Here is a 12,557-nt window from a genome sequence, read left to right on the forward strand (position 1 = left end):
ATATAACTTATGTAGTTCCTCATTTTACCAATCTTGATTCTGAATTAATTTAGGATTCATTTCTATTTCCGCACCAGGGATTGGCCAAATCATATGGCGTGTTTGGTACCCTCTAGTCACTAGGTTATCACCTACAATACTTTTCTCAATATAGTTATTAGAAACTTCACTTAGTTGATTCCATCGTTTTAAATCAAAATATCGATGTCCTTCTGCGGCTAACTCTACTTTCCGCTCATGAGAAATTCGTTTCTGTAGATCTTCTTTACTTGTTACCGCCAGAAAAATTGGCCCAGAGTTTATGCCAGGCATTTTTGAACGGCTTCTCACTTTATTCAACTCGGTAATAGCTTTATCCATTTCTCCATGCGCATTGTAAGCTTCAGATAACATTAATAACACGTCCGCAAATCTGATTAATGGAAAGTTTATAGGGGTATGCGCGCGGTCAGTAAGTGCACCTTTCAAATTTCCTTCAGGAACAAATTTGCGCCACATATAGGTTAACCAACCTCTGTTATTTCGAATTTGTCCAAAATTTTCATTGACGCCTGTGGCCAATATTAATTTCATGTTTCTTTCTTGATTGGCATTCCATCCCAAATAATCCGAATAGGGAACTATTAATGATTGATTCATTCGAGGATCTCGATTGGCATAAATACTTCTTATTTTGGCCGTATCGGGCATGTGTGTATAGTTCCCATTGCTATGTGTAGCCATCATTGCAGCTTTTTTCACCTCATTATTGCTGTTGTAATCGGGGTAATGGTCATTCCAATTAAATGGGGACCCGTCTTTGTTTTCATAGCTGTCTGCAAATCGGGTACTAGGCATAACATTATTCCAACAGCTTCCAAAAGTTGATCTAGAACCCATGTAAAAGGCCATGGGCATACCATATGGAAAGCCAGTACCTCCCATATTTTGAATCGAGAATATAGATTCTGCACTTTGATCACCCTCCATCTTAAAGAGTGAGCTATAATTCGCACTAAGTGCATAATTATAAGGAGCAGTCTTATTGTAAACAATATCTTCTAAATCATTGATGGCATTGACCCAATTTTTTTGATATAAATAAACTTTCCCTCTTAAGGCTACTGCAGCACCTTTCGTTACCCTTCCTAAATACTTGTCTTCGTATTTGACAGGTAAGTGTTCTGCAGCAAATGTTAAATCCTGAATAATGAAATTTTGGACTTCTTCCAGAGTGGATTTATCATTTTTTAGTTCGGCAAAATCTTTATTTAAATCAACAGATTCATCATAAATGGGCAATCCTCCAAATAAATTACTGAGTTGGAAATACATTAATCCTCTTAAAAATTTTGATTCTGCAATTAGGTTGTTTTTTTTGTCAGCATCTAATTCCATTTTTTGAATATTGGATATGGCATGATTAGCCCGTTGGATAAGGTCAAAGCCACTTTTCCAACGATTCGTGACCGTTCCGGTTCTGTCCGTAAAAGTCCCTGCTATAATATCTCCCAATCCTGTAGGATCATATCCTATACCAACATCCGTCAAATCATCATAGGAAAACTGCAATCCAAAGGTGCTTTCTTTTTTCAAATCATTGTACACACCCAGTACTCCAGCTAAAGCTTGGTCCTCGGTTTTCCAAAAGGTGTTTCCACTGACTTGGTTATAAGGTACCGTATCTAACTTGTAACAAGAACTCAATGCTAAACAAGTCGAAATATATAATAAAGTTATCTTTTTCATCATTAATTCATTAGAAGGTTAAACCTAATCCAAACACGACTTGCTTCATCGTTGGATAATTGGTGCCATTAATTTCTGGATCCATCCCTTTATATTTTGTAAAAGTTAAGAAGTTTTCGAAAGATCCAAATACGCGTAAATTTTGTACGGCCATTTTTTGAGTTAGTGCATTTGGAAAGGTATATCCTAACTGAATGTTTTTCACTCGCAAATAAGCTTTATTTTGTAACCAAAAATCACTATTTATCGTGTTTCGGGTATTGGTATATGGTAATAGCCGTGGATAACTAGCATCTGTTTTTCCTTCCAACCAGCGACCATCTACTATTTCTTGGTTTAACTGATAGCCCCAACGTACCGTTGGTGTATAATGTAAATCTGAATAAATTAGTTTATTTCCCGCACTTCCTTGCAGGAATACATTGAAATCAAATCCACGATAATCGAATCCTAAATTAAACCCATAGGTTATTCTAGGGGCTGTACCATGCCCTACGGCAACCCTATCTTCGTCATTGATTAACCCATCCCCATTAGTGTCTTTATACAATAAATCTCCTTTCTGAGGTTTACCATAAGCCGCAAATGGATTTATTTGCTTATTGGTTTCAGGATTTATGGGCGCATTTGCAATCATTTTTTCAACCAATTCTAAATCTGCATCGGTTTGAATAATTCGGTCGGCTAAGAGGATGTATTGGGTATTGATGGCATATCCTTCTTGGATTAAATTGGCACCTGATATGGATCGATCCTTGCCTTTGAATTTTATGACTTTATTATCAATAAATGTGATGTTTCCGTTCACATTAAATTTGAAATTATCTCCAATTTGATCTCTGTAAGATAAATTTGTTTCAATCCCTCTATTCCTCACTTTTGCGGCATTGGTTCTCGGGATTGATGCATCGCCTACTACCATAGGTGCCGGTAAATTTATTAATATATTATTGGTAGTTTTATCAAAAACATCCACGGAACCACTCAACTTATAATCTAATAAGTCGAAATCTAGTCCAAAGTTTAATACGTTTGTACTTTCCCAAGTCATTAAGCTATTACTTAATCCAGTTTGAGCAAAACCGATATACAATTGATTATTTAAAATATAGTTTGCAGAATTATATAAGGATTGATATTCATAATTGTTTATGCCTGAGTTATAGAAAAAGATGTCATCTGTTGTGCCATTATTTCCTAAAGATCCATAGGATGCTCTGAATTTTAAAGTAGGCATCCAGTTGATATCATAAAATTCTTCTGAAGATATTTTCCATCCAAATGATGCCGAGGGAAAGGCTCCCCATCTGCTTTTTCCAGTCATAAATCTTGAAGAACCATCTGTTCTAAAATTCGCTTCAAACAAATATTTATCATCCAAAGACAGGTTCAAACGCCCAAAAAAGGATCGCATAGTCCAGTCAGTTATATTTCCTGATGCGGAAGCATCCATGGTTGCAGCGTTTAAAACACTTAATGAAGGGTCAATTAAATCAAGCTTTGAAGCTGCAAACCAACCGTCTTTTAAGTATTCTTGACTGGCACCGACCATCACTTCATACTTTAAACGATTATCAATCGCTGCATTTTCATATTTTGCAATTCCGTCCATGTAATATCGATAAGTTTTAACCGATTGATTGCTGACCGAACTCCTACCCGTGCCGGCTGTTGCTACTGAATTAGTTAAAAAATTCCAACGATCATTAAATACAGGTTGGCTATAAATGAAATCATCATTGTAGGTGTATGTATAAGATCCTTCAATACTTAGTCCTTTTACAGGTTTTAATTTGGCAAAAAACCTACTTACAAATCTATTTTTATTTATGTCTCCTTTCTGAGCGTATAAACGGTGTAATATGTTGTTAGATTGAGGGTCGTCTTCAGGATTATTAGGAGATCCAAATCTTCCATCGGGAGCTCGAAGGACCATACCAGGTGTACTCGCGGCAGCGTATAAAAATACATCATTGATCAGGTTGGTGCCTATCATCGTTTTCGATACGACCCCATTTATATTGGCACCAATATTCAACCATGGTTTTACATCAGCTTCTAGGTTGATTCGGCCAGTGTGTCGCTTATACGTTGCTTGTTCTATAATACCTGGATTGTCGAGCAAACCGTACGATCCGAAAAACTTTATTTTATCACTTCCACCAGTAAAGGATAAATTGTGGTTTTGAGACACCTTATTTTGGAAAAGGGATTCTACCCAGTCTACGTTCGGATACATTAATTGATCTCCGGACTCATTCGATCGCCATAAGTCAATTTTCTCTTGCGAAAATATGGGTTTTGCATTCGCATCTCCATTTCGATATCCTTCATTTATTAACTCCATGTAATCGGCATAATTGGAGACCATACCAATCACATGCGATGGTTTTTGAGAAGAAAAGAAATTGTTATAGATGACTTTAAATTCGTTATTCCTTCCTTTCTTAGTCGTAATTAGAATAACCCCATTGGCGGCTCTAGATCCATATATTGAAGCAGATGCGGCATCTTTAAGAACAGAAATACTTTCCACATCTTGGGGATTAATTAAATTCATATCTCCCACCACCCCATCTATTACAACTAAGGGATTGGCATTGTTCAAAGTACCTTGTCCTCGAACTCTTAAGGTTCCACCATCTGCTCCAGGACGTCCAGAACCTTGTGTGACCGATAATCCGGGTGCTTGTCCGGATAAACCTGCTGATAAGGAGGTAATCGGTCGACTTTCCAACACCTCAGTCATTTGAATGGAGGAAACTGCACCCGTCAGATTTTCTTTTTTCTGCGTTCCAAAGCCTACTACTACAACTTCATCTACTTGAGTGGAAGAAACTTGCAAAATGATTTCCAAATAGGAATTTCCTTGTGATTGCATTTCTTTCGTTGCATAACCGACAGAGCTTATTTGTAATACTGCATTTGCAGCATTTGCCGGCAAGCTAAAGCTTCCATCGGAGGCCGTTTTCGTCGCTATAGTTGTCCCTTTTATCTGAATAGTCGCTAGTTCAACCGGTTTACCTTCTTCATTGACTACTCTTCCCTTTATCGTTTCTTGGAGATTGCTAGATTGTAATACTAGGTTTCGCTGTTTATTGTCCTTGGCAAGCAATGGTTGAAAGCAACCTATGCCAAGAATTAGCAAAAGGTATCGGCCCATGTTTAGCTTCAGAGGCCATTCCTTCTTTGGTGAAAGCGTATTATTAAATTTCATATGAATGAGATTAAATATGGAAATTGTTATAAATGGATATGGCATACAAGATAATATGCTTCATAAATGATACAATGAAATATTAACGAAAACGATTTCATGAGGTTTATCTTTTTTTGCTTTCTATGAATTGAATAATGCGCATGCTGATTGTATTTAGTATTATGGGCCAGTGGCATATCCTTTTTAGAATATAATTTAAGTGTGGCAATGAATTTTTAACTAATTTGCCTTAGAAACTAGATCGAATTCTTATGTTAAGAATCATTATACTCCCCATGTTGCTCTTGATTGTATTTCAAACCTATGGTCAACAAATCATCCCTTTTCGATTGAATGAATCAAATAATATACTTCTAAAGACCTTAGTTAATGATCAGGATAGTTTAGTATTGATGTTTCAAATTGCTATGGAAGATGCTGCAATTTCACCAGATCGAATTAACGCTGCAAATCATCTAAATTTTAAGGAATCGGATGTGAGTGTAGGCAATAAAATTCAGGTGGGGGAATGGACTTGTACTGATTTAATTTTTTATGATAATCAGTTAAGTGCTAAAGGTTCTGATGGTAAAGTGGGGACTAAACTGTTTAAGGACAAATCATTTAAAATAAATTACGATCAAGATAGGTTTGAAATTTTTGATCAGTTACCAAATGTAGAGGGCTATGAGGCAATACCTATTCGGACAATAGATGGAGTCTATTTTTTAACGGTGAATAGTACGATTAACGGTAAAGAATTAGCCCATCAATTTTACCTTCAAACGGGTTATGCAGGTGGCTTACTGTATGATAATGTGTTTTCTGACCTTCATGATTTAAAAAATAAGTTAAACATTATTAAAAGTACGACCTTAAAAAATGCTTCAGGGAAAGAGGTGATAACGAATGATGCGTTTATAACTTCTTTAAGTATTGGACCTTGGAAGTTAGCTGATGTAGCCGTTGGTTTTTTTGCTGGGGAATTAAAAACGCAACAGCTTAGTTTGTTTGGCGCTGACCTAATGAAGCGATTCAATTGGATTTTTGATGTAGATAGAAAAATAGCTTATATACGTCCCAGTAAATATTTTGAAGCAATTTCTTACCTGCATCCTAAGAAATAATTGATCAGCTAAGATATCTCACCGATTAAAATAATTTCTTAGATATCCAACGAATTATTGATCGTTCCGATAATTGTATTAAGTTTACTTAATCTTTTTTTATGTAGTTTTAATTTATATTAAAAATATCCAAGTATAAACGCATGGCTTCAGTCACTTTAAAAGATTTAGCTGATCAATTAAAACTTTCTGTTTCTACAGTCTCTAGAGCATTAAATGATAGCCATGAGATCAGTGAGAAAACTAAGGCACTGGTAAGAAGATTTGCGCATGAAATGAACTATAGTCCCAATTTGGTCGCTCAAAGTTTAAAATTGGGAAGAACTAATATCATTGGTTTGATTGTTCCAAACTTAATAAGTTCGTTTCAAATGCAATTATTAGAAGGAGTACAACAGGGAGCCATTCTTAATAATAAGAGTTTAATCTTCATGCAGAGTCGAGAGAACCCGAAAGAAGAACAAAAGTGCATCAATACTTTAATGCAGCAAAATGTGGATGGAATAATTATTTCTCCTTGTGCAAATAGCAGCATCAAGTTTTTGTCTAAAACCAATGAACAAATTCCATTAGTACTTATTGATCGTATTGATTACGATCTTCCTTGCCATCGAGTAGGGGTAGATAGTGAACGAGGAGCATTTGAAGCAACTAAAAATTTGCTACATTTTGGAAGAAAAAATATCCTCGTTTTAACCGGTAAGAATATAGGTGTAAGCTCTAAAAGACTAGCGGGGTATAAGAAAGCCTTTATGGAGGCGGGTTTAGATTATCAACCTGAAAATGTATTACAAGTAGATTATGAACTTAATCCAAAAGATATTCAATCACATTTGAAATCTATTTTGTTGAAAAAATTGAATCAAACTACTTTCCCCTGTGCGATCTTATCCCTCACCGATAATTTAACCGTATATACCCTAGAAATATTATTAAAAGCAGGATTTCGAATACCTGAGCAAGTTCGACTTGTTGGGTTTTCTAATCTTTCTTATGCCGAATCCTTTAATCCGACCTTGTCAAGTATTGTGCAACCTGCTATCGATATGGGACTTTTTGCGGTCCAACATGTAATAGATGCTATTTCCGGCAAAGACTTTCCTCCCATAAATCCAAAAACGACTATTTTAAATCCTACTGTAATTTTTAGAGAGTCCTAGAAGCAATAATGTTAAGGGAGGAAAACCAATATTTTTCAGCAAACTGATTTTCATTAATTGAGTCGAAATAGAATTATTTCGTAAACGATTCCGTGGATTACACAAACGTTTGATATGGGTGTGGAGAGTTTTCTGTGAAAAATAATTAATAACATTGATTTCTTTCTTCCAGAGAGAAAATTATAACTATCTAAATTGATCTTCATGCCATTATTGTACAATTTTTATGATGCTCCTGTACATGTACCAGTTGTTATTTATGTTGAAAAGCAGGTTTTTCTAAAAGCCGATATTGGCTACTTGAAATAATACGGCAGAAACTATGCTCGATAACTAGATAATTGCTCATCGATAACCCCCAAAAAATTATAGAACATGTATTTTAAATTCTTAACTGCTGTTGTATTCCAAATTTTCTTAATCTGCCTACAGGTTTTTTCACAATCAAGAACCGTTCAATCTTTTAATGAAGGATGGCAATTTTATAAGGCAAACAACAGTACATTTTTTACTGATTTTGCTAATGGTGCCAAATACATAGAAGGGCAAGGACAATGGACCAGATTAGAGGTGTGGGAAGACATTCAATTACCGCATACTTACAATAAATTAGATATGCAATTGGATCGTAATTTCTTTGAGGGTAAAGCGGTCTATCAAAAAATGTTTAAACTAAAACCAGAAGACAGAAACAGAAGAACTTTTCTCCAATTTGAAGGAGTAGGAGCTGTAGCGCAATTGTATATCAATGGAAATTACATTGGTGAACATAAGGGAGCCTACAGCATGTTTACCTTTGAGATTAGTAACGCTGTGGATTATGAAAAAGAAAATAAATTAGTCGTTGTGACCGATAATAAATCCCGTAAAGACGTTATTCCTACCAATCAATTTTTATTTCCTGTTTATGGGGGTTTGTATAGACCTGTACACCTCATACAAACCGCTAAAACAGGATTCGTTGTTACGGATCAAGCTTCATCCGGAATTTATATTCGCCAACAGGATGTTTCAGAAAAATCAGCAAAAATTAAGATTGCTGCTAAATTAGAAACCAAAGAAAAGCAGACACAACAAGCAGACCTCATCCTAGAAGTACAGGATCATGAAGGCAAAGTGATCAGAACGGAAAAAAAACCGGTTAGTATTAGCCCTCAAGGAGTGACTTATGTGAACCATGAATTCTTGTTAAAATCACCCAGATTATGGGACGGGATTAGAGATCCATATTTATATGCGCTTCGTGCAAAATTACTTGTCAATGGAAAAGAAGTCGATGGAGTCACACAACCATTGGGTATTAGAAAAGTCGAAATACTCGCAGGAAAAGGTGTCCTATTAAATGGTAAGCCTTACCCTATGTATGGGGTTTGTAGACATCAAGACCGCGAAGGATTCGGTTCTGCGCTTAGTTTTGCTCAGCATAAAGAAGATTTTCTATTCATGAAAGAAATGGGTGTAACTACCATTCGTCTAGCCCACTATCAGCAATCACCAGAAGTTTATGCGTTAGCCGATACCCTTGGATTTTTGACTTGGGCCGAAGTACCCTTTGTCAATACCGTCAGTTATTATGAAAATGATAACGCTAAACAGCAAATCACCGAATTAGTAAAGCAGAATTTCAATCACCCGTCTATTTACATCTGGGGAGTACATAATGAAGTATATTCAAAAACAGCAGACGAACAAGTTCCTGTATTGTCTCGCGAAATGAATGACATCATAAAAACCTTAGATCCTGATCGGTATTCAGTTTCTGTTACGGGGTATAATGTGATAGATCGTCAAGAAAATCTAAATACCGATGTGCAAGGCATCAACCATTACTTTGGCTGGTATGGTGGTAAGATAGAAGATTTAGATCCTTGGGCAAAGAAGATTCAACAAGAATTTCCTGAATATAAAATCATGCTTTCTGAATATGGCGCGGATGGCAATATCGATATAGGACAAGAATCAATCGAAAAACCGAAAGATGTTGTAACTGGTAAGTCTTTTCAAGAAAACTACCAAACCGAAACGCATATTAAACAATGGGCTGCCATTCAGAATAACCCAATCATCGTCGCTTCTTATGTATGGAATATGTTTGAATTTGCGGTACCTGCATGGAATAGAGGAGGAGTGAATGCACGTAATCTTAAAGGATTAATAACTTTCGATAGAAAAAGAAAGAAAGATGCTTTTTATTGGTACAAAGCTAACTGGAATCCTGAACCTATGATTTACCTGGCAAATCGACGCGATGAACAACGTACAAAGAGTGATACAAAGATTCAAGTTTTTTCTAACTTAGACGATATAACCATTCGTGTCAATGGTAAAGCTTACCAAACTATAAAAGGTGAAAATGATAAGCACTGGCTAGTAGAACATGCTATTTTACAAAAGGGAAATAATAAAATTATGGCAACAGGCAAACGCAATGGCAAGCAATTTTCCGATGAAATGATATGGGTTTTAAATTAATCTACTAAGGAATGAAAAACAACTGGATTAGACTATTAGGTTTGTGTTTGTTATTACAAACTAATCAGGTATCTGCTCAATGGACGGGACCTAAATCAAAACCCCAAGTACAAAAGGAATTAACGTATGGACCTATCACTCCAGCACATCGCACTGATGCTGCTATGGAAGCCTTTCGCAATTATGGATTAGGTCAATTTATTCATTGGGGATTATACGCTATTCCTGGAAACGAATGGGAAGGTATCAGCGCTAGAAAGGGTGCAGCGGCCTCAGAATGGATAAGAACCTGGTCTGGACCTACTGCCCCGAAAGATTGGAAAAACACCTATGATAATCTATATAAACAGTTTAATCCTAAAGATTTTGATGCAAAGAAGTGGGCTAAACAGGCTAAGGCAATGGGTGCCAAATACATGATTTTTACTACCAAGCATCATGACGGCTTTGCTTTATGGCCTACGAAGTATTCCCCTTATAACATTACTAAATCACCCTACAAGAAGGACATTGTGAAAGAAGTGGTTGAGGCCTATCAAGCTGAAGGCATTGACGTTTATCTGTATTTTTCTATTTTGGAATGGAACAATCCAGACTACCTTTCAAAAGCACCTCAATCGCTTGAAGAAAAAGCTAAATATCAAAATTTCTTAAATTATACCCGAAATCAACTCTTAGAATTACTTAAAAACTATCCAACCATTAAAGGTTTTTGGTTCGATGGTACCTGGGATCAGTCTTGGGTTCAAGCCTATGATTTTACCTATAAACTGGAAAAGGAATTAAGAGAGTTGCATCCTGGGTTAATTATTGGTTCCCGCTTCAGAAATGATGAATTTGGGAAAAGACATTTTGATAGTAATGGCCAACTTTTAGGAGATTATGAACAAGGTTGGGAACGTAAAATGCCACAAGCTTACGAGTGGTTAGCTGGGAATGATTGGGATGCGGTGATGACCATACCGCCAAATGGATGGGGATATATGAAAGATTGGTCTGGTTTATACACCAAAACCACCGATGATATTCTGGATTTGCTGCTTCAATCGGTTTCCATGAATGGAAATTTTGTATTAAACTTTGGCCCCGATGGCCATGGAAATATGCATCCAGGAGAAGATAAAATCGCTTCAGAATTGGAGGAATGGATGAAGGTTAATTCGGAAGCCATTTATGCAGTGAGGCATGCGGAATTTCCTTTATCTAAATTGGGTTATTACACTCAAAAGGATAGTATCCTATACTTAACCATTTTTAATCGCCCAGTTAATAATATCGCTCGAGTTGCAGTGCCTAAAAATGCAAAGGCTGTTCCTATTCAAGCTAATATCTTGGGCTTAGACCAAGCTTTAGAAATAAAACATGCCGATGTTGGTTTTGACTTGGACAAGAATACCTATTATGATATATACCTACCTTCAACATATCTTTCGGATAGGGCTTTTGTTATTAAAATGGAACTTGGGAGTCCTACAAAGTCGAGTCAACAACTCATGGAAGCGAAAATGTAGGGAACAAATTATTATTCGCTAATTATCAAATTTACTGCTAAGCTCTATTTAGCTCTTGTTTCAAAACATCTAATTTATAATCGGATAGAGTTAGGAATAATCTATCCGATTTTTTATTAAAATGTGCTAAAGCTTTGATCTTAATCTTCCACGCTTCAATAAGGCTGTGCTGTATTGATGGATTTGAAATGGATCTCATTTGGATTTTCTTCGGATTTTTTCGGTTGATATCCTTATCATTTCCGAAGGAGATTCGAAGGAGATGCAAAGGAAAAGAAAATAAGTAACATCAATACCGGTGTTAAGGATCGATTTCTTGTAAAATAAACTAAGATGTTGTTAGTGATTTTTAGAGGACTTAGGCTAATTTGAAGCCTTATTATAGCGCAATATACGAGCGGAGATTAAAAATGAATATTCTTAATAATTTCGGGAAGAACTTCTAAACTGTTATGAACGACTAGAAACGTGTATTTTAAGGAGTTTGGGATGATTCCGAAATACTTTTTAAAAGCGGTAGTAAAATGAGTGGAATGCTTGTAGCCCGTCATTCTGGCGACTTCGGATACCCTAAATTTACCGAGTAATATTAGCTTTTTGGCATGTTCCATTTTCATTTCAGTCATGTAGTTCATAATGGTTTTGCCATATTGCTGCTTAAAATATTTCTTAAGGTATTGTTCATTGGTACCCACTAGTTTTGCTAGCTCAGCGATGGTATAGTTTTTTGCATAATCTTCATCAATAATTTTCTTTGCTTGTTGAATTTTCTCGAAGTGACTTTTGTTGATGATTAATTCTTGATTCTGATTTTCCGCAAAAATGCCTTCAACTTGATGAATAAAAAGTTCGATGAATAAAGACTGAATTTTTAACGAATTAAGAAAAGAGTCTTGTTGGTGTAACTCTATAACTTGTTTCACGTTTAAAGCTAATCGATTATCTGATTTAGTAAATAATCCATTTCGGAATCGATCTTCCTGATCTACATATTTTTGATGAAAACTAAGTAGATAATTCGTTGGATATAATATAAATAAGATGATATGATGAGGATTGGGACTCTTAAGATCAAAAATTTCAGACTCTTCTAGGTACCTAATCAAATTTTCTCCTGATCCAATGATAAATATTTGGTCTTGTATGCTATAGGTACAATTACTTGTTGATTCATATACAATCACATTTAAATAGCCAGAAATTGGTGAAACAAACGTTAATTGTTGCTCCCCCTGCGCGATCATATAATAGATTACAGAGCCTATTTCCAAAAGGTTATGGCCGTTTTGGATAGGTGTAATGCCGTTATTTTCTGAATCTATATTATTTTTTTCTGATTGCGTCATTTTCTTATTTAGAA

Annotated in this window: 7 protein-coding genes; 4 read left to right on the forward strand and 3 right to left on the reverse strand. The window is 35.8% G+C overall.

The genetic code is table 11. From position 1 onward, the window contains the following. Window positions 1–24: 24 nt before the first annotated feature. Window positions 25–1,731: a RagB/SusD family nutrient uptake outer membrane protein gene (locus tag ACFRAE_RS12205; RefSeq protein ID WP_422797441.1), complete on the reverse strand. Its 1,707-nt coding sequence runs from the start codon at window positions 1,729–1,731 to the stop codon at window positions 25–27. 7 nt (window positions 1,732–1,738) lie between these two features. Continuing rightward, a complete protein-coding gene (locus ACFRAE_RS12210) occupies window positions 1,739–4,945 on the reverse strand; it encodes a SusC/RagA family TonB-linked outer membrane protein (RefSeq protein ID WP_422797442.1) in 3,207 nt (1,068 codons plus the stop codon). 254 nt (window positions 4,946–5,199) lie between these two features. Between ACFRAE_RS12210 and ACFRAE_RS12215 the strand changes: the two genes are divergently transcribed. The 4 genes from ACFRAE_RS12215 (at window position 5,200) to ACFRAE_RS12230 (ending at window position 11,197) form a co-directional block, all read left to right on the forward strand. After that, complete coding sequence (locus ACFRAE_RS12215; protein WP_422797443.1) at window positions 5,200–6,054, forward strand: hypothetical protein; 855 nt, start codon at window positions 5,200–5,202, stop codon at window positions 6,052–6,054. Window positions 6,055–6,197: 143 nt separating this feature from the next. Next, window positions 6,198–7,214, forward strand: coding sequence for a LacI family DNA-binding transcriptional regulator (locus tag ACFRAE_RS12220; RefSeq protein WP_422797444.1), 1,017 nt, complete (start codon window positions 6,198–6,200; stop codon window positions 7,212–7,214). Window positions 7,215–7,589: 375 nt separating this feature from the next. After that, window positions 7,590–9,686: a glycoside hydrolase family 2 protein gene (locus ACFRAE_RS12225; RefSeq protein WP_422797445.1), complete on the forward strand. Its 2,097-nt coding sequence runs from the start codon at window positions 7,590–7,592 to the stop codon at window positions 9,684–9,686. An 11-nt stretch (window positions 9,687–9,697) separates the two neighbouring features. After that, a complete protein-coding gene (locus tag ACFRAE_RS12230) occupies window positions 9,698–11,197 on the forward strand; it encodes an alpha-L-fucosidase (protein ID WP_422797446.1) in 1,500 nt (499 codons plus the stop codon). Between the two features lie 404 nt (window positions 11,198–11,601). Here ACFRAE_RS12230 and ACFRAE_RS12235 read toward each other — a convergent pair whose 3' ends face one another. Then, window positions 11,602–12,543 (reverse strand): helix-turn-helix transcriptional regulator, encoded by a 942-nt coding sequence (locus tag ACFRAE_RS12235; RefSeq protein ID WP_422797447.1) that lies wholly within the window; start codon window positions 12,541–12,543, stop codon window positions 11,602–11,604. Between the last annotated feature and the right edge of the window lie 14 nt (window positions 12,544–12,557).

The organism is Sphingobacterium sp. HJSM2_6 (assembly GCF_049316305.1).
Taxonomy (GTDB): domain Bacteria; phylum Bacteroidota; class Bacteroidia; order Sphingobacteriales; family Sphingobacteriaceae; genus Sphingobacterium.

Bases quoted from the DNA above. Each gene is read 5' to 3' on its own strand.
- ACFRAE_RS12205 (WP_422797441.1), bottom strand. From the start codon at position 1,731: ATGATGAAAAAGATAACTTTATTATATATTTCGACTTGTTTAGCATTG.
- ACFRAE_RS12210 (WP_422797442.1), bottom strand. From the start codon at position 4,945: ATGAAATTTAATAATACGCTTTCACCAAAGAAGGAATGGCCTCTGAAG.
- ACFRAE_RS12215 (WP_422797443.1), top strand. From the start codon at position 5,200: ATGTTAAGAATCATTATACTCCCCATGTTGCTCTTGATTGTATTTCAA.
- ACFRAE_RS12220 (WP_422797444.1), top strand. From the start codon at position 6,198: ATGGCTTCAGTCACTTTAAAAGATTTAGCTGATCAATTAAAACTTTCT.
- ACFRAE_RS12225 (WP_422797445.1), top strand. From the start codon at position 7,590: ATGTATTTTAAATTCTTAACTGCTGTTGTATTCCAAATTTTCTTAATC.
- ACFRAE_RS12230 (WP_422797446.1), top strand. From the start codon at position 9,698: ATGAAAAACAACTGGATTAGACTATTAGGTTTGTGTTTGTTATTACAA.
- ACFRAE_RS12235 (WP_422797447.1), bottom strand. From the start codon at position 12,543: ATGACGCAATCAGAAAAAAATAATATAGATTCAGAAAATAACGGCATT.